This window comes from Georgenia subflava (assembly GCF_009193155.1).
GTDB classification, from domain to species: domain Bacteria; phylum Actinomycetota; class Actinomycetes; order Actinomycetales; family Actinomycetaceae; genus Georgenia; species Georgenia subflava.
Genome location: NZ_VUKD01000003.1, coordinates 532,191 through 550,336 on the forward strand (window position 1 = coordinate 532,191; position 18,146 = coordinate 550,336).

14 protein-coding genes are annotated in these 18,146 nt (G+C 71.8%); 9 read left to right on the top strand and 5 right to left on the bottom strand.

Annotated features, from left to right (window positions below; translation table 11 throughout):
* Positions 1-354 (bottom strand): hypothetical protein, encoded by a 354-nt coding sequence (locus GD748_RS12420; protein ID WP_152195493.1) that lies wholly within the window; start codon positions 352-354, stop codon positions 1-3.
* Positions 355-400: 46 nt separating this feature from the next.
* Here GD748_RS12420 and GD748_RS12425 point away from each other — a divergent pair, with 46 nt between their 5' ends.
* The 4 genes from GD748_RS12425 to GD748_RS12440 all read left to right on the top strand — a co-directional run bounded on the left by GD748_RS12425 (position 401) and on the right by GD748_RS12440 (position 6,495).
* Positions 401-1,873 (top strand): leucyl aminopeptidase, encoded by a 1,473-nt coding sequence (locus GD748_RS12425; RefSeq protein WP_226921269.1) that lies wholly within the window; start codon positions 401-403, stop codon positions 1,871-1,873.
* A gap of 318 nt (positions 1,874-2,191) precedes the next feature.
* Entirely contained in the window at positions 2,192-3,571 is a 1,380-nt protein-coding gene (gene lpdA / locus GD748_RS12430) for a dihydrolipoyl dehydrogenase (RefSeq protein ID WP_152195495.1), read from the top strand.
* 24 nt (positions 3,572-3,595) lie between these two features.
* Positions 3,596-5,419 (top strand): 2-oxoglutarate dehydrogenase, E2 component, dihydrolipoamide succinyltransferase, encoded by a 1,824-nt coding sequence (gene sucB, locus GD748_RS12435; protein WP_152195496.1) that lies wholly within the window; start codon positions 3,596-3,598, stop codon positions 5,417-5,419.
* Positions 5,420-5,505: 86 nt separating this feature from the next.
* On the top strand, positions 5,506-6,495 hold the full coding sequence (locus GD748_RS12440; protein ID WP_152195497.1) for a TIGR01777 family oxidoreductase: 990 nt from the start codon (positions 5,506-5,508) through the stop codon (positions 6,493-6,495).
* Positions 6,496-6,589: 94 nt separating this feature from the next.
* On the opposite strand, the gene GD748_RS12445 is transcribed toward GD748_RS12440, so the two are convergent.
* Together GD748_RS12445 and GD748_RS12450 are read right to left on the bottom strand one after the other, a co-directional pair.
* Positions 6,590-7,873 carry a protein kinase domain-containing protein gene (locus GD748_RS12445; RefSeq protein ID WP_193312929.1) on the bottom strand — a complete coding sequence of 428 codons (1,284 nt, stop codon included), beginning with the start codon at positions 7,871-7,873 and terminating at the stop codon, positions 6,590-6,592.
* A 145-nt stretch (positions 7,874-8,018) separates the two neighbouring features.
* On the bottom strand, positions 8,019-10,430 hold the full coding sequence (locus tag GD748_RS12450) for an MMPL family transporter (RefSeq protein WP_226921271.1): 2,412 nt from the start codon (positions 10,428-10,430) through the stop codon (positions 8,019-8,021).
* Between the two features lie 127 nt (positions 10,431-10,557).
* Here GD748_RS12450 and GD748_RS12455 point away from each other — a divergent pair, with 127 nt between their 5' ends.
* The 4 genes from GD748_RS12455 to GD748_RS12470 all read left to right on the top strand — a co-directional run bounded on the left by GD748_RS12455 (position 10,558) and on the right by GD748_RS12470 (position 13,687).
* The gene (locus GD748_RS12455; protein ID WP_152195499.1) at positions 10,558-11,088 is read left to right on the top strand and encodes a MarR family winged helix-turn-helix transcriptional regulator; all 531 of its coding nucleotides are present in this window, start codon (positions 10,558-10,560) and stop codon (positions 11,086-11,088) included.
* Between the two features lie 9 nt (positions 11,089-11,097).
* The gene (gene lipB / locus GD748_RS12460; protein ID WP_152195500.1) at positions 11,098-11,826 is read left to right on the top strand and encodes a lipoyl(octanoyl) transferase LipB; all 729 of its coding nucleotides are present in this window, start codon (positions 11,098-11,100) and stop codon (positions 11,824-11,826) included.
* 41 nt (positions 11,827-11,867) lie between these two features.
* The gene (gene lipA / locus GD748_RS12465; protein ID WP_152195501.1) at positions 11,868-12,866 is read left to right on the top strand and encodes a lipoyl synthase; all 999 of its coding nucleotides are present in this window, start codon (positions 11,868-11,870) and stop codon (positions 12,864-12,866) included.
* A 92-nt stretch (positions 12,867-12,958) separates the two neighbouring features.
* Positions 12,959-13,687 (top strand): DUF4191 domain-containing protein, encoded by a 729-nt coding sequence (locus GD748_RS12470; RefSeq protein ID WP_152195502.1) that lies wholly within the window; start codon positions 12,959-12,961, stop codon positions 13,685-13,687.
* A gap of 285 nt (positions 13,688-13,972) precedes the next feature.
* Here the strand turns inward: GD748_RS12470 and GD748_RS12475 are convergent, their stop codons facing one another.
* Positions 13,973-14,332, bottom strand: coding sequence for an RDD family protein (locus GD748_RS12475; protein ID WP_152195503.1), 360 nt, complete (start codon positions 14,330-14,332; stop codon positions 13,973-13,975).
* A gap of 165 nt (positions 14,333-14,497) precedes the next feature.
* A complete protein-coding gene (locus GD748_RS12480; protein WP_152195504.1) occupies positions 14,498-16,246 on the bottom strand; it encodes an HNH endonuclease signature motif containing protein in 1,749 nt (582 codons plus the stop codon).
* Positions 16,247-16,563: 317 nt separating this feature from the next.
* On the opposite strand from GD748_RS12480, the gene glnA reads away from it, so the two are divergent.
* Positions 16,564-17,988: a type I glutamate--ammonia ligase gene (gene glnA, locus GD748_RS12485; RefSeq protein WP_152195505.1), complete on the top strand. Its 1,425-nt coding sequence runs from the start codon at positions 16,564-16,566 to the stop codon at positions 17,986-17,988.
* Positions 17,989-18,146 lie beyond the last annotated feature (158 nt).

Below are 18,146 nucleotides of genomic sequence, written 5' to 3' on the forward strand. Positions count from 1 at the left end.
TCATGCCGTCCACACCTGCCACATCCGTGCCTGCATCGCGAGGATCGCGACGCAGACCACGACCAGTGCGATCGAGCTGGTCCGCGTCCGGTCGGCCATCGCCCATACCGCCGCCACCGGCAGCAGGAACAGCGCGGTGACGAGGTAGCCCCAGTACGTCCAGGGCTCGGCGAGCGGGTGCCCGCCGACGACGCCGACCAGCGCGACGACGCCCTGGACGACCAGGGCCGCCTCCACGACGCCCCCGGCGAGGAGCTGCTTGAAGATCACCGGGCGGCCCCGGACCGCGAACCACGCCGCCCACAGCCCCAGCAGGCCGCACAGGACCGCGGTGACGTAGACGCTGATGAGCACCCCGGGAGATTACCGCTCCGCGACCGCCCGGCTAGCATCGTGCCCTGTGACCGATCTCAAGCTCAGCACCAAGGACCCTGCCCGCACCGACGCCGACGCGATCGTCCTCGCCGTGGCCTCCGCCGACGGCGGCCCGCGCCTCCTCGCCGATGCCCTGCCGAAGAAGGTGGCCGACGCACTGGCCGCCCTGCTGCCGGCCCTGGGCGTGAGCGGGAAGGCCGACGAGGTGCTGCGGGTACCGGCCGGCGACGGCCTGGCCGCGGGCGTCGTCGTCCTCACCGGGGTCGGCGCCGTGCCGGACACGGTCGCCGTCGAGCCCCTGCGCCGCGCCGCTGGCGCGGCCGTGCGCGCCCTCGCGGGCACCGGTGACGTCGTGCTCGCCCTGCCCGCCGAGGACGCCGCCCAGGTCGGCGCCGTCGCCGAGGGGGCCCTGCTGGGGGCCTACCGCTTCGACCGCTACAAGACCTCCGACCCGGCACCGGTGGCCCGCCTGACGCTGGCGACCCCGGTCGCCCGGGACAAGGACGCGAAGGCCGCCGTCGCCCGCGCCCAGGCGGTCGCCGACGGTGTGCGCGGCGCACGGGACCTCGTCAACACCTCGCCGCGGCACCTGTACCCCGAGTCCTTCGCCGAGGCGGCCCGCACGGCCGCCCGGGGCACGAAGGTCAAGGTCACCGTGCTCGACGAGAAGGAGCTGGAGGCCGGTGGGTACGGCGGGATCGTCGGCGTCGGCCAGGGCTCGACCCGTCCGCCGCGCCTCGTGAAGGTCGCCTACTCCCCCGCCCGCGCCAAGGCGCACTACGCCCTCGTCGGCAAGGGCATCACGTTCGACTCGGGCGGGCTGTCGCTGAAGCCCGCCAAGGGCATGGAGAACATGAAGGACGACATGGCCGGCGCGGCCACCGTCCTGCACACCGTCCTCGCGGCCGCCGCCCTCGACCTGCCCGTGAAGGTCACCGGCTGGCTGGCGCTGGCGGAGAACATGCCCGGCAGCTCGGCGCAGCGGCCCTCGGACGTCGTCACCATGCGCGACGGCACCACCGTCGAGGTGCTCAACACCGACGCCGAGGGGCGGATGGTCCTCGGCGACGCGCTGGTGGCGGCGCGCGAGGAGAAGCCCGACACCATCGTGGACATCGCCACCCTCACCGGCGCGCAGATGGTCGCGCTGGGCGCCCGGGTGGGCGGCGTGATGGGCACCGACGACGCACGCGCCGAGGTCGTCGCCGCGGCCGAGGCGGTCGGCGAGCAGATGTGGCCGATGCCCCTGCCCGTCGAGCTGCGCGAGTCCCTGAGGTCGACGGTGGCCGACCTGTCCAACATCGGCGACCGGTTCGGCGGCATGCTCGTCGCCGGGCTGTTCCTCAAGGAGTTCGTCGGCGAGACCCCGTGGGCGCACGTCGACGTCGCCGGCCCGGCGTACAACGAGGGCTCGGCGTACGGCTACACGCCGAAGGGCGGCACCGGCATGGGCCTGCGCACCCTGCTCGGCGTCCTCGAGGCCGCGGCGCGGCGCTGAGGCGCACTCGGGCGGCGGGTACCGGGGACGGTGCCCGCCGCCCGGCCCGTTCCGGACGTCGTCGTGCACGGTCTCGGGCCGTCGTCGTGGACGGTCTCGGGCCGTCGTCGTGGACGGTCTGGGCCCGTCGTCGACGTCCGGGGTTCGTGCCCGCCCTGCCCGACGGCGCCCGGCGTGCCAGGCTGGGCGCCGTACGGCACGCGACGGGGTGTGACCGGCGCGGCAGCGGACGGAATGGGCCTGGACGAGGGATGAGTGAAACAATGACCGCGGACCTGACCCACCCGGGGTCGATCGAGCGCGCTCAAGGAGAGGTACGTGGCTGAAACGCAGGAGTACGACATCGTCATCCTGGGAGCTGGAAGTGGCGGGTACGCGGCTGCGCTGCGTGCCGCACAGCTGGGCCAGAAGGTCGCCCTGATCGAGGCCGACAAGCTCGGCGGCACCTGCCTGCACCGCGGGTGCATCCCCACCAAGGCCCTGCTGCACACCGCCGAGGTGGCCGACACCATCCGCGAGAGCGAGGGCGTGGGCGTCAAGGGGTCGCTCGAGGGCATCGACATGAACGGCGTGAACTCCTTCAAGGACGGCGTCGTCGCCCGCCTCTTCAAGGGGCTGCAGGGCCTGGTCTCCTCCCGCAAGGTCGACCTCATCAACGGCTGGGGCAAGCTCGTCGCCCCGGACACCGTCGAGGTGGACGGCACCCGCTACAAGGGCAAGAACGTCATCCTCGCGTCCGGCTCGTACTCCAAGTCGCTGCCGGGTCTCGAGATCGGCGGCCGGGTCCTGACCTCCGAGCAGGCCCTGGAGCTCGACTACGTGCCCAAGAGCGCGATCGTGCTCGGCGGCGGCGTCATCGGCGTCGAGTTCGCCTCCGTGTGGAGCTCCTTCGGAGCCGAGGTCACCATCGTCGAGGGCCTGCCGAACCTGGTCCCGAACGAGGACATCGCGCTGTCCAAGGGCCTCGAGCGCGCCTTCCGCAAGCGCAAGATCGCCTTCCACACCAAGACCATGTTCTCCGGCGTCGAGCAGACCGCCGACGGCGTGAAGGTCACGACCCAGGACGGCAAGGAGCTCGAGGCCGAGCTGCTGCTCGTCGCGGTCGGGCGTGGCCCGGCCACCGCGAACCTCGGCTACGAGGAGAACGGCATCCCGATGGAGCGCGGCTTCGTCCTGACGAACGAGCGGCTGCACACCGGCGTCGGCAACGTCTACGCCGTCGGCGACATCGTCCCTGGCCTGCAGCTCGCGCACCGCGGCTTCCAGCAGGGCATCTTCGTCGCCGAGGAGATCGCCGGCCTCAACCCGGCCCCGATCGTCGAGTCCGGTATCCCGCGTGTGACCTACTGCGAGCCGCAGGTCGGTTCGGTCGGGCTCACCGAGGCGGAGGCCAAGGAGACGTACGGCGCCGAGAACGTCGAGACCGTCGACTACAACCTCGCCGGCAACGGCAAGAGCCAGATCCTCCAGACCACCGGCTTCATCAAGCTGGTCCGGGAGAAGGACGGCCCGATCGTCGGGGTGCACATGCTCGGCGGCCGCGTCGGCGAGCTCATCGGCGAGGGGCAGCTCATGGTGAACTGGGAGGCCTACCCCGAGGACGTGGCCGCCCTGGTCCACGCCCACCCGACGCAGGACGAGGCCATGGGCGAGGCTGCCCTGGCCCTGGCCGGCAAGCCGCTGCACGCCCACAACTGACCCGATCGAAGGAGACGCCAGGACATGTCTGAGTCCGTGAAGATGCCCGCGCTGGGCGAGTCCGTCACCGAGGGCACCGTCACACGGTGGCTCAAGGCGGTGGGCGAGTCGGTCGAGGTCGACGAGCCGCTGCTGGAGGTGTCCACCGACAAGGTGGACACCGAGGTCCCGTCCCCCGTCGCCGGGGTGGTCGAGAAGATCCTCGTCGAGGAGGACGAGACTGTCGAGGTCGGCACCGAGCTCGCCGTGGTCGGGGACGGCTCGGGCGCGTCCGGCTCGGACGAGGCACCCGAGGCCGAGGCTCCCGAGGCCGAGGCCCCCTCCGAGGCGCCCGCCTCCGAGGAGGTCGAGGCCGCGCAGCCCGAGTCCGAGGCTGCCGAGCCCGCCGAGGAGGCGAAGGAGGAGGCCACCGAGTCCGCACCGGCGAGCGGCTCGTCCGAGGCCTCCGGCGACGCCGAGGGCGAGGCCGTGAAGATGCCCGCACTGGGCGAGTCCGTCACGGAGGGCACCGTCACCCGCTGGCTGAAGGCCGAGGGTGACACGGTCGAGGTCGACGAGCCGCTGCTCGAGGTCTCCACCGACAAGGTCGACACCGAGGTGCCCTCCCCGGTAGCCGGCACCGTCGTGAAGATCCTGGTCGGCGAGGACGAGACCGTCGAGGTCGGCACCGACCTCGCGATCGTTGGTTCCGGGGCCGCTGCCCCGAAGGCCGAGGCACCCAAGGAGGAGCCCAAGGCCGAGGAGCCCGAGGCCGAGAAGGCCGAGGAACCGAAGGCTGAGGCGCCCAAGGAGGAGCCGAAGGCCGAGGAGCCCCAGGAGGAGCCCAAGCCCGAGGCGCCCAAGGAGGAGCCCAAGGCTGAGGCACCCCGGGAGGAGCCCAAGGCCGAGGCACCCAAGGCTGCCGCTGCCGCCGGCACCGCCTACATCACCCCCCTGGTCCGCAAGCTCGCCGGCGAGAAGGGCGTGGACCTGTCCACCCTCACCGGGACCGGTGTCGGCGGCCGGATCCGCAAGCAGGACGTCGAGGCCGCGGCCGAGAAGGCAGCGGCGGAGAAGGCCGCCGCCCAGGCACCGGCAGGCGCACCTGCCGGTGCAGGAGCTGCCAAGCCGGCTCCGGTCGAGGTGTCGCCGCTGCGTGGGACCACCGAGAAGATGTCCCGCCTGCGCAAGGTCATCTCCAAGCGGATGCGCGAGTCCCTGGACACCTCCGCCCAGCTGACCTCGGTCATGGAGGTCGACGTCACCCGGATCGCCGCTCTGCGGGGTCGGGCGAAGGGCTCCTTCCAGGCGGCCGAGGGCACGAAGCTCACGTTCCTGCCGTTCTTCGTCAAGGCCGCCACGGAGGCGCTCAAATCGCACCCGAAGCTCAACGCCACGATCGACGGCGAGCAGGTGGTCTACCACGGCGCCGAGCACATCGGCATCGCGGTCGACACCCCGCGCGGTCTGCTCGTGCCCGTCATCAAGGACGCGGGCGACCTGACCATCGGCGGCATCGCCAAGCGGATCAACGACCTGGCCGCCCGCACCCGGGACAGCAAGGTGACCCCGGACGAGCTCTCGGGATCGACGTTCACGATCACCAACACCGGCTCGGCCGGCCTGCTGATCGACACGCCGATCATCAACCAGCCCGAGGTCGCCATCCTGGGCGTGGGCACGATCGTCAAGCGGCCGGCGGTGGTGAAGGACGCCGAGGGCAACGACACGATCGGCATCCGCTCGATCATCTACCTGTCGCTGACCTACGACCACCGTCTGGTGGACGGCGCGGACGCCGGCCGGTTCCTCCAGACCGTCAAGGCACGCCTCGAGGAGGGTGCCTTCGACGCCGAGGTCGGTCTCTGACCGTCTGACGTGGTCCCGGCGGGGCCCAGCACCGGTCCGGTGCTGGGCCCCGCTGCATGTCCGGAGCCTCCCCGATAGCGTGCAGCATGGCCACCGCCGCGACGCAGAGTCAGCCCAGTTCCCCGAGTCAGCCCAGTCCCCAGAGTCAGCCGAGTTCTCAGACTCAGTCCCGTGCCCCACGAACCGTCCTGGTCGCCGGTGCCTCCGGCTTCCTCGGCAGACACCTGGTGCGGCACCTCGAACGTCGCGGCGACGTCGTGCGGCGGCTCGTGCGCCGGGCGCCCGCCACGCCGTCGGAGTTCCGCTGGGACCCCGACACCGGTGCGCTGGAACCGACCGCGCTGGCGGGGGCCGAGGTCGTCGTCAACCTCGGCGGCGCGTCGATGGGCCGGGTGCCGTGGACGCGCGCCTACAAGGACGAGATCCGGTTCTCGCGGATCCGCGGCACGCATCTGCTCGCTGAGGCGATCGCCCGTATGCCGCGTCCCGAGGGCCGTCCCGTGCGGATGCTGCAGGCCGGCGGGGCCGACGTCTACGGCGACCGAGGCAACGAGGTCCTGGACGAGACCAGCGCACCCGGGCCTGGCTTCTTCGCCGAGATCTGCCAGGACTGGGAGGCGGCCACCGAGCCGGCGCGCGAGTCCGGAGCGGAGGTGGTCGTCCTCCGTTCCGGCGCGGTACTCGCTCCGTCGGGCGGCGCACTGGGCCCGCTCCTGCTGCTCCTGCGTGCCGGACTCGGCGGACGACTCGGCAGCGGTGAGTCGTGGTGGCCGTGGATCACGCTGGTCGACCACGTGCGCGCACAGCTCCACCTCATCGACTCGCGCGTGACCGGCCCCGTCAACCTCGTGGCACCGGACACCGCGCGGCAGATCGAGGTCGCCCGCGCTCTGGCCAGGGCCAGGAGACGTCCCGCACCGATGGTCGCGCCGAAGTCGCTCCTCCGGCTGGCCGGGGACGACTTCGCCGACTTCCTCACGTCCTCCCACCGGGTGGTGCCCCGGGTGCTGCAGGACGACGGCTTCACCTTTCGCCACCCGGACCTCACGAGCGCTGCCCGCTGGGTCGCGCAGTAAGGCCGCGGCCACCACCGCGTCCGCGCTGGTAGGACCGTTCGGTCCGCCGCGGTGCCTCGGTCGCGGCGCCGCTGAGCCCTCCTGGCCGTCTGCCTCACTCGCCGCACGGGCCGGTGCTGCTCACGCGCCACGGCGCCGGCCCGGCCAGCACCAGCCGCACGCAACGGTCCCCCTGCGGTGCCACCGGGGTGCTCGGCACGTCAGGGTCCGGCGCGGCGTCTGCTGGGACGAGGACGTACGGCCCCTGGTGGCTGACCACGTCGACGACGACCTCGGGTCCGGGCCCGTGCCTCACCACCTCCACCTCGACGGCCCCGGTCTCGAGGCCGTCCACCCGCAGGCCGGAGCCGCGGAGTCGCGCGAGCAGCGCGGCGTCCGCCTCCGCCGCCGCAGAGCCCGGGACGGTGAGATCGGCGAGGGCCGCGGCGTCCGCGTCCATCAGGGCGGCATCCCGCCGCTGCAAGAGGTCTGCGGCGACGGCGGAGGCCTCGGCGGCAGCCAGCGGCGCGTCGTCGTCCTCCCCGCCGACGGCGAGCACTGCAGCGCCGGTACCGATCAGCAGAGCGACCACTGCCGTCCCGACGGCGACCCTCCGGCCGGTGCGGCGGTGCCGGCGGCGGGGGCGACGCGTCCGGGCCAGCTCGGTGGGGGTCGTTCCGGCACCGGCGCGGAGCTGTGCCTGCGCGAGGTCGGCGTCGTCCGGCAGAACGATCTCCGCGGCGTCCGCCAGACCCGGCGCCATGGCGGCGAGGTCGCGAGCACCCGGCCTGGCGGCCGGGTGCTCGGCAAGTGCGGCCTCCACCAGCCGGGCGCCGGTGTCCGGCGCCGCGGCCCAGCGCAGCACCTGCCCGAGGGCCCAGACATCTGCCGCCCGGCTCGCCGGCGCACCACGGGCGCGCTCGGGCGCGACGAACCCCGCGGTGCCCTTCTCGTGGGAGACCTCGCCGACCAGGTCCACGAGCACGGGCACGCCTCCGGCGGCGATGATGACGTTCCGCGGCGCGACGTCGCCGTGGATGATGCCGCGGTCGTGCAGGTACCCGAGCGCCGAGCCGAGGGCACCGAGCAACGTGGCGAGCTCAGGAGCCGGGAGACCGCCGCGGGCCGCGTGGACCGTCGCGAGCGTCGGCCCGGCAACGACCTCGGTGACGAGAGCGCACCGCCCCTGCGCCAGGCCGACGACGTCGAGCACCCGCGGCAGGTGCGGATGGATGCCGGAGCGTAGCGCGCCGAGCCGGCGGAGGGTGGCGCTGCCCCGCTCCCCAGCCGGCAGGGCGACGAACGACACGGCGACGGGTCGTCCGGCGCCGTCGCGGGCGGACCAGACCGCACCGCCAGCCCCGAAGCCGACCGGGGTCAGCAGGCGGTACCCCGGCACGCGTGGTCCCGGCGTGGGACGGGAGCGGCGACGTCGGAAGGGCACGGCTCGAGCCAAGCACCTGGTCGGGCGCCGCCGCCGACGCCATCCACAGGGCATGCGGCGCTCAGCGGGTTGTGGACGGACGGCACGGGGCGGTCCCGCCTCAGTCGTGAGGCACCCGCCGGTGCCAGGGCCACCAGGCACGACGCCCGATGTCGTGGATCAGGCCCGGGACGAGGAGAGTACGGACCACGAAGGTGTCGACCAGCACGCCGGCCGCCACGATGAACGCCAGCTGCACGAGGAAGAGCAGCGGGATCACCGCGAGGGCGCTGAAGGTCGCGGCGAGCACGAGCCCCGCGGACGTGATCACCCCACCGGTCACGGCCAGGCCACGCCGCACACCGGCGCGGGTGCCGTGCTGGAGCGACTCCTCACGGACGCGCGTCATCAGGAAGATCGAGTAGTCGATGCCGAGCGCGACGAGGAAGACGAACCCGTACAGCGGGACTGTCGCGTCCGCACCGGGAAAGCCGAGCACGTGGTTGAAGACGATCGCGCTGAGCCCCATGGTCGCGCCGAACGAGAGCAGGTTCGCGGCGAGCAGCACCAGCGGCGCCACGACGGAGCGCAGCAGCAGGACCAGCATGAGGAAGATCGCCACCAGCACCACGGGGATGATGGTTCGCAGGTCCTGCGCGGCCGTCTCCTGGGTGTCGAGCCGCTGCGCCGCGGCACCGCCCACCAGGGCGCCGGGATCGACGTCGTGCACGGCCTCGCGCAGTGCGGCGACGGTGGCGAGGGCCTGCTGGCTCTCCGCGGCGTGCTCGGTGACGACCTGGATCTGGACGTTGCCGTCGACGACGATCGGGGCGGCGTCCTCGGCTGGCGCACCCCCGGAGGGCATCCCCTCGGCGGGCGTCTCTTCGGCGGGCGCACCCTCGCCAGGCGTCTCTTCGGCGGGCGCACCCTCGCCAGGCGTCTCTTCGGCGGGCGCACCCTCGCCAGGCGCCTCCTCGGCGGGCGCACCCTCGCCAGGCGTCTCCGCGGCCGGCCCCCCGGCTCCCGACCCCTGAGTCAGCACTGACGCTCCGAGAACACCGTCGACGCCCTCGGCGGCGCCGCGCACGTCGTCGGCGGTCTCCTCCGAGGTGATGACGACGGCGGGCTGGACCGTTCCCTCGTCGAAGTGCTCGGCGAGGACCTCCTCGCCGGCGACCGACTCGGTCGCGCTGAGGTACACGTCGGTGTCGCTGGTGCCCTCGGCACGAAGGGTGGGCACGAAGGCGACGCCGATCAGCAGCACGACGGCGGTGGCCACCCACACGGGTCGGGCGTGCGCAGCGACGAAGTCCGCGACCCGCTGCCACAGCCCGTGCGTCGGCTCGGCACGGACGGGCCCGCCCGCGCGGTGCGCCGCCTCGCGACGGTCGGGGTCGACATGGCGCGGCACCCGCGGCCAGAAGATGGCGCGCGAGCGGCGTCCGCCGACGAGCAGCAGCGCCGGCAGGAACGTCAGTGCCGCGAGCACCGCGGACGCGATCCCGATGGCCGCTACCGGCCCGAGGCTGGCGTTCGAGCCGAGGTCGGAGAGCAGCAGGCAGAGCAGTCCGACGATGACCGTGCCCGCGCTGGCGGCGATGGGCTCGAGCGACGCCCGCCAGGCCGCCCGCATCGCCGCGGCGGGATGCGCGTGGTGGGCGAGCTCCTCGCGGTAGCGCGCCACGAGCAGGAGCGAGTAGTCGGTCGCCGCGCCGATGACGAGGATGGAGAGGATGCCCTGACTCTGCCCGTTCAGGAGGAGGAGCCCGTTGCCGGCGAGCGGTTTGACCACGAGCGCCGCGGCGCACAGGGCGAACACCGCGGTCAGGAGCACCGTGAAGGGCAGGATCGGCGAGCGGTAGACGATGAACAGGATGATGAGGACGACGACGAGCGCGACGCCCAGCAGGATCCCGTCGATCCCGCCGAACGCGGCCACCAGGTCGGCCACGAAGCCTGCCGGCCCGGTGACCCAGGCATCGAGCCCGGAGTCGACGAGCTCCGAGTCCACGAGGAGGCGCAGCTCGTCGACGACGACGTTGACGAGTCGTTCCTCGTCCGCGCCGACGAGCTCGTTGGCTCCCTCGGCATCGAGGGGCACCGGCACCAGCAGCGCCTCGCCGTCCTCGGAGGGCACGGTGACGACGGGCGCGGTCAGCGACTCCTCGAGAGTGCCGCCGTCGGGCAGGGCGATGCCAGGTACCGCCTCGGCGAAGTGCTGTGCGGCGGTGAGGTGCTCGTCCGTGACGGCGCCGCCGTCGGCGGGCCGGAGCACCACGAGGGCCGGGAGCGAGGCGCTGTCGGAGAACTCGGCGGCGATCTCGTCCGCGCGCGTGGACTCCGCACTGGCGGGGAGGAAGGCTGCGTTGTCATTCTCCTGGACCTCGGACAGCGAGCCCTGCGCCATGCCACCGAGTGCGCCGATGCCCAGCCAGGCGACGAGTGCGAGCAGGATGAGCAGACCGCGGACGACGCCGGAACGGCCGGTGCCCGCACGTCGTCCTGCGGTCCGGGTGTCGCTTCGACGGTTCACGCGGTCCTCCGGTGATGATGCGTGCGAGACTCCTCGCCGATTTACTAAGCGTGCTGAGTAATAGTGTGGGTGGGACGCTCGAGGCGCAAGTTCGCACCGACCGGGCTCCGGCCCCTGAGAGGACCATGTGACGACCGACAGCCCGGACCTCGACGAGGCCCCACGTGCGGACGAAGCCTCCCACCGGCTCAGCGGTCCCGGCGTCTCGGACCCGCCGGCCCAGTGGCCGACCGGCCGACTCCTGTCGGCGGCCGCGCGCCGTGCGGAGCGGGCCTGGGACGCCTACCTGGAGCGATGGTCGCTCACGCACGCCTCGCTTCCCCTCCTGGCGGTCCTGGCCGGCGGGCCGCGCTCCCAGCGTGAGGTCGCCGAGTCGCTCGGGGTCACCGAGCAGACCGTCAGCCGGATGCTCGCCGGGCTCGAGCGCTCGGGCTACGTCGCTCGTCGACGGCACGCCACGGACCGTCGCCGGCAGGCCGTGAGTATCACCGAGACCGGCAGTGCTGCCCTTGCTGCGCTCGACGACACCGCCGCCGTGGAGGCACTGGTCGCGGGCCCGCTCACTCCCGACCAGGTCACCATCCTGCGAGAACTGCTCGTCCTGCTGGTCGAGCAGGGACCGACCCGGAGGCCCGGGGGTGCCGCTGCCGAGCGTTAGGATCACGACGTGGAGCTGGAGCGCGTGGACCTGGGGACACGGCTGGTCGACTACCGGTGGGCCTGGGACATGCAGCGACGCGTGCACGCCGACGTCGTTGCCGGCGAACGTGGCGACAAGGTGCTCCTGCTCGAGCACGACGACGTCTACACCGCCGGCAAGCGGACGGCGCGGCGCGACCGGCCCGGCGACGGCACCGAGGTCATCGACGTCGACCGGGGCGGGCGCATCACCTGGCACGGTCCCGGGCAGCTCGTCGCCTACCCGATCGTCCGGCTGCGCGAGCCTGTCGACGTCGTCGCCTACGTCCGTGCGCTGGAGCAGGCGGTCATGGACGTCGCCGCGACGTACGGCGTGCGGACCGCCCGCGTGCCCGGCCGCTCCGGGGTGTGGGTGCTGGCCGACGACCGTGGTCGGGACCGCAAGCTCTGCGCCGTCGGGGTGCGCGTCGCCCGAGGTGTGACGATGCACGGCATCGCCCTGAACGTCTGCCCCGACCTGGGCGTCTACGACCGGATCGTCCCGTGCGGTATCGACGACGCCGATGTCACCTCGCTCGCTGCCGAGACCGGCAGACCGCTCGGCGTCCTCGACGTCGTCGACCTGCTGGGGCGTGAGCTCCAGGCCACGCTCGGCCCGCTCACGAGGGCCGGCGTGCCCGGCGTCGCCGCTCGTGGTGCTGGCCACGGGCAGGCGCTCGTCCCACCCGTCGAGGTGACCGCCGCGCCGGCGTCGTAGGATCGAAAGCGCACCACACGCCACCAAAGGACGGACCAGACGTGACGATCGCTCCCGAGGGCCGCAGGATGCTGCGAGTCGAGGCCCGGAACGCCGAGACCCCAATCGAGCGCAAGCCCGAGTGGATCAAGACCAAGGCCGTCATGGGGCCGGAGTACCGGGAGCTCAAGCAGCTCGTGCACGGCGGTGGCCTGCACACCGTCTGCGAGGAGGCCGGCTGCCCCAACATCTTCGAGTGCTGGGAGGATCGCGAGGCCACGTTCCTCATCGGCGGTTCGGAGTGCACCCGCCGTTGCGACTTCTGCCAGATCGACACGGGCAAGCCGTCGCCGCTGGACCGCATGGAGCCGCTCAAGGTGGCCCGGTCGGTCAAGGAGATGGGCCTGCGGTACTCCACGATCACCGGGGTGGCGCGCGACGATCTGGAGGACGGCGGAGCCTGGCTGTACGCCGAGACCGTGCGCCAGATCCACGAGCTCAACCCGGGCACCGGCGTCGAGCTCCTCATCCCTGACTTCGACGCCGACCCCGACCAGCTCGCCGAGGTGTTCTCGTCGCGGCCGGAGGTGCTCGCGCACAACCTCGAGACCGTGCCGCGGATCTTCCGCCGCATCCGTCCGGGCTTCCGGTACGAGCGCTCGCTGCGGGTGATCACGGCGGCGGCGGACGACGGCTTCGTCACTAAGTCGAACCTCATGCTCGGCATGGGAGAGACGTTCGAGGAGGTCGTCGACGCGATGCAGATGCTGCGCGACGCCGGCTGCGACCTCCTGACGATCAACCAGTACCTGCGTCCCTCCGTGCGGCACCACCCCGTCGAGCGCTGGGTCAAGCCGCAGGAGTTCGTCGAGCTGTCGGAGATCGCGGACGAGATCGGCTTCCTCGGCGTCATGGCAGGACCGATGGTCCGCTCCAGCTACCGCGCGGGCCGCCTGTGGGGCAGGGCGATGGTGAAGAAGGGTCTCGAGGTGCCGGCCGCGCTGCAGCACCTGACGGAGGCCACCACGTCGCGCCAGGAGGCCGCCGCCCTGGTGGGCTGACAGCGACCACCGGCTCCATGCGCCCCAGCGCGCCCGGCGCGCCCCTGCACAGGGGCGGGTCGGAGCCTGGAGGGCCGGTATCCTTGTTGATCATGGTCCGCAAGAAGAAGAGCGCCGGCGTCGAGGGGTCCTCCGCCGCGCCCAAAGAGAAGAAGCAGCGCTGGTACCACAACGTCCGGGACGCCTACCGGCTGACGCGTGAGGTCAACCCGACCATCACCTGGATGCTGATCGGGGTCTTCGTCCTGGTGATGGGCGTCGCGCTCGTCATCGGGTTCGCATGGGGACACCCGTGGTACATGGGCTTCTTCGGGCTCCTCCTCGCGCTGATGGTCATGATGATCGTGCTGGCCACGCAGACGCGGAAGGCCAGCTACTCGCAGATCGACGGCCAGCCCGGGGCTGCCGGCGCTGCGCTCGGCCAGATCCGCCGGGGCTGGACGATCGAGGAGCAGCCGGTCGCCGTCAACCCGCGCACCCAGGACCTCGTCTACCGCCTGGTCGGCCGACCGGGCATCGTGCTCGTCTCCGAGGGGCCCACGCACCGTGTCAAGCGGATGCTCGACGACGAGAAGCGCAAGGTGTCCCGCGTCGCCCCGAATGTGCCGGTGCACTTCGTCCAGTACGGCAACGCCGAAGGCCAGGTGCCGATCGGCAAGCTCGTCCGCACCGTGCAGAAGCTGAAGAACACGCTGACGACGGCCGAGGTGGCACAGGTCTCCAAGCGTCTCCAGGCGCTCGGCTCCGCGCGGATGCCTATCCCCAAGGGCGTCGACCCGATGAAGGCTCGCCCTGACCGCAAGGGCATGCGCGGCCGCTGACCCAGCATCGCGCCCCGCGGCACCGTCTCTCGCGCGGCGGTGCCGTTCGCCATTGCGGCGGCGCAGCGGTGTGAACCGGACGGTCGTCAGCGCGGGGACGGCACGGCCGTCATCGCGTGAAGGACACGCACGTCAGCGTGTGAAGGACAGGGTCGTCAGGGCGAGAGCGGTGTCGACAATCGGCGTGAGCACGGCACTGTCGTCAGGGCGAGAGCGGCGGCATCAGCGCGTGGATGGAACGGTCATCGGCATGAGGACGGCACGGTCGTCAGCTCGCCGCGCGGTTCACCGGATTCTCGTGATGACAGTTCCCGCCCACATATCGTGAAGACCCCGGCCGTCGGGTCCCCAGATTACCGCCGGAATCACCAAGCAGAGCGCGACCGTCCGAACCAGTGCGCGTAACGGACCGGCAGGTCCGCGGCCGGGGGTTCGCACACCGAGCCCGAGCACCACATGCCCTATGGATGCGCTCAGGGTGGCGAGCATCAGCCAGGTCATCACGGCGAAGACTCCGAGCGTGGCCAGGGGGTCGTAGGCGAAGAAGCCAGCGCTGATCGCGGAGGCGATCGCCCAGTCGACGGCCAGCGCGACGAGCCGTCGGCCCAAGCCCGCGACGGGGGGCAGCTGGGGATTCTCGGGCACCCAGCGAGCGTACCTATCCGGAGCCGGTGCTTCGGACGCCGTCCGTCGAACGGCCCGCACTTGCGGCCCACGTCTGCCGGCCCACGTCTGCGCACTAGCGTCGCCAGGCGTCAGCAGTCGTCGTACACCGGACTCAGAAAACACAGCCTTCGAGGGGAATGGCTGTCAGAACGGCGGGGTGTCGTCAGCGTTCTGCTGGGGGTCGGGTGGGCTGGCGCCGCCGCTGTTTCCGCCGCCGCTGCCCCGGCCGCCGGCTCCACCGCCATCTGGACCTCCGCCGCCGCCGGCGGCGCTACGGCTGGTGGGTGTGCCGGGGATGGGTTCGGGGCGGCGTCGGTAGGTGTGGCCGGTGGGTGCGGTCCAGACGATCGTCCCGTCCGCTGCGCGTCTGGCGCCCCACTTCTTGTTGGTCTTGAGGTTGTGATGCCGCCGGCACAGCGGGTGGAGGTTGACCTCGGTGGTCTGCGCGATCCGCGCCGCGCACGCCGGGTCGTAGGCGACGATGTGGTCGAGGTCGCAGCACACCGCGGGCTGGCGGCATCCCGGGAAGGTACACGTCACATCCCGGGCGACGATCGTGCGGGTCAGGTCCGCGCCGGGGCGGTACTTCTTCGTCCCCAGGGCACGGAACTGGCCATCGGCGTCGGTGAACAGCGCCCGCCACGTCCCGTCCTGCGCGATCTGACGGGCCAGGTCGGCCGGGATCGGCCCGTACCCACCCAGCATGCCCGGCTCGTCATCGACACCCAGCAGGGTCCCGGCCCCGACGGTGACCTGCACCGACACACCCCCGCCGGTGCGGGTGGGCAGGGGGTGGCCGGTGAGGTCGACGCCCTTGGCGGCCAGGGTGGTGAAGACGTCCACGAACGCATCCGCCCGCACCTGGTCCAGGGTCCTGGGGTCGGTGTCCTTGTTCCCTTTCGCGGCCTTGGCGACCGCGTCGAGGATGGTGCGGACCCGGGCGGCGTCATCGGCGCGTACGTAGGCGCTGATCCAGGCCATGGCGTCCGGGGCCGGGTCGAAGACCACCCGCCGGTCCGCGTGCTCCTTGACCCGACGTTTCGCTCCCGCGTCGGGGTCGATGGTCAGCGCGGCCTTGCGCAGCCGGGCCTTGAGCTTCGTCCCGGACAGCTCGCCGGCCTGGTCCAGCAGCTCATCCACGGCCTTGCGGTAGTCCTCGATACTCATCCCCGGCTCCCGGGACGACAGGATCCCGGCCTTCTTGGTGTCGATGGTCCCGGTCGTCAACGCGTCGGCGACCTTGGGGAACAGGCACAACCCGGAGGCGAAGTGGACCTTCGCCTCCCCCGCCTTGGTCGTGGTGCCCAGGCGGGCGCCGATCTCCGCACCGGCCTCGGTCAACGCGTTCGAGCCGCTCCCGCGCCGGTCGGTCAGCTCCGCGACGAACCTGGCCTGGGTCGACATCGCCCACGACGCCAGACGCTCGAACCCCGCGATCGCCTCGATCAGCTCTTGCTCGCCGACCCCGGCGGGCTCGAGCGCGGCCAGCACGTGTGCCAGGACCGGACCACCGGGCTGGTCCTCCAAGAACCGGGCGGCGACCGAGACGAGCCCGTGCGGCGACCTCCGTGCATCGACCTCGTCGGGGTCCAGGACCATCGACTCCAGCTCCCAGACACCGGGCGGCCGAGCGAAGTCGACCCCGGACCCGCCGGCGGCGCAGCCGGTCGCCGTCACACGCCGGGCGTCCACGCACACCACGCCGACCGCCCGACGATAAGACGAGACCCGCCCGCGCACACGCGCCTCGAGCGGCGAGAACTCCACGGCGTCGGCCGGCCCGTCCACCGGCACCGCGTCCCGCCCGACGACCGGCACGCCGCCGTCGACCGGCACGCCGTCCGGCCCGACCGGTGCACCACCGGCCGACCCCGACACCTCGTCCTCGAGCATGTCTCAAACACTAGTTCGGGCCACTGACATCCGACCCCGAGGGGGTGGGACAGGCGGGCGAGCCACCCTCGATGAGGAGCCAGTAGCCCAGCTTCTCGCACAGCTGACCATCCGCCTGGCGGAGCCGCCGGCCCGGCCGGATCTCCCACATGTGGCCGGTTCTCTCTGCCCGACCGTTCAGCGCTGTGACGCGTCTGACACCGCGCCGCCCGGGCGTAACATGCCCGACACATTCAGGTGACACCGGAGAAACGGCGCCGCACTAGTTTCATGGGTGTTCCCATCCGGGCAGCGAGTCCACAACAAGGAGTTCACGGATGTTTTCCAGCGCCGAGGAGGCCATCGCCTTCACCAAGGAGCAGGACGTCAAGTTCGTCGACGTCCGCTTCTGCGACCTGCCGGGGGTCATGCAGCACTTCAACATCCCGGTCGAGGCCTTCAACGAGGACGCGTTCACCGACGGCCTCATGTTCGACGGCTCCTCGATCCGCGGCTTCCAGGCCATCCACGAGTCCGACATGAAGCTCGTCCCCGACGTCACCAGCGCCTTCGTGGACCCGTTCCGCAAGCACAAGACCCTCGTCGTCAACTTCTCGATCGTCGATCCCTTCACCGACGAGGCGTACTCTCGCGACCCGCGCAACATCGCCGCCAAGGCCGAGGCCTACCTCAAGAGCACCGGCATCGCGGACACGGTGTACTTCGGCGCCGAGGCCGAGTTCTACGTGTTCGACGACGTGCGCTTCCAGACCACCCAGCACTCGAGCTTCTACTACCTCAACTCCAACGAGGCCGCCTGGAACACCGGCCGCGAAGAGGAGGGCGGGAACCTCGGCTACAAGACCCGCTACAAGGGCGGCTACTTCCCTGTCTCACCGAACGACCAGATGGCCGACCTGCGCGACGAGATGGTCCGTGTCATGCAGCAGGTCGGCCTGGAGGTCGAGCGGGCTCACCACGAGGTCGGGACCGCGGGACAGCAGGAGATCAACTACCGCTTCGACACACTGCGCGCAGCGGCCGACGACGTCATGAAGTTCAAGTACGTCATCAAGAACGCGGCCTGGGCGGCAGGCAAGTCCGCCACCTTCATGCCGAAGCCCCTCTTCGGGGACAACGGTTCCGGCATGCACTCTCACCAGTCGCTCTGGAAGGACGGCAAGCCGCTGTTCTTCGACGAGCGCGGGTACGGCGGACTCTCGGACCTCGCTCGCTGGTACGTCGGCGGCCTGCTCAGGCACGCGCCGTCCCTGCTCGCCTTCACCAACCCGTCGGTGAACTCCTACCACCGCCTCGTCCCCGGCTTCGAGGCGCCGGTGAACCTGGTCTACTCGGCCCGCAACCGCTCTGCCTGCATCCGTATCCCGGTCACCGGGTCCTCACCGAAGGCCAAGCGCGTCGAGTACCGGGTGCCGGACCCGTCGTCCAACCCGTACCTCGCCTTCTCCGCGATGCTCATGGCCGGGATCGACGGCATCAAGAACCGCATCGAACCGGCGGACCCGATCGACAAGGACCTCTACGAGCTGCCGCCCGAGGAGCACGCCCAGATCGCCCAGCTCCCGGACTCGCTCCCCGGCGCCCTCGCCGCCCTCGAGGCCGACCACGACTATCTCACCGAGGGCGACGTGTTCTCCCCCGACCTGATCCAGACCTGGATCGACTACAAGCGCACGAACGAGATCGACCCGCTGCGACTGCGGCCGCACCCCCACGAGTTCGAGATGTACTACGACCTCTGAGCATCGGGGCCGCTGCCAGCCCTCCCCCGCGGCTCCGGCATGGGCTTGAGAGGCAACCGCCGGAGTTCCTCTCCCCACGTCTCCCGGCATAGGCCCGAGAGGCGACCGTCGGAGCTCTTCTGCCCGAGTCTCCCGGCACGGTCTCAGAGACGACCGTC

What these genes read in the sequence shown, in the direction of transcription:
- GD748_RS12470 (WP_152195502.1), top strand. Translation starts at nt 12,959, where the DNA reads ATGGTCCGCAAGAAGAAGAGCGCCGGCGTCGAGGGGTCCTCCGCCGCG.
- GD748_RS12440 (WP_152195497.1), top strand. Translation starts at nt 5,506, where the DNA reads ATGGCCACCGCCGCGACGCAGAGTCAGCCCAGTTCCCCGAGTCAGCCC.
- GD748_RS12480 (WP_152195504.1), bottom strand. Translation starts at nt 16,246, where the DNA reads ATGCTCGAGGACGAGGTGTCGGGGTCGGCCGGTGGTGCACCGGTCGGG.
- sucB (WP_152195496.1), top strand. Translation starts at nt 3,596, where the DNA reads ATGTCTGAGTCCGTGAAGATGCCCGCGCTGGGCGAGTCCGTCACCGAG.
- glnA (WP_152195505.1), top strand. Translation starts at nt 16,564, where the DNA reads ATGTTTTCCAGCGCCGAGGAGGCCATCGCCTTCACCAAGGAGCAGGAC.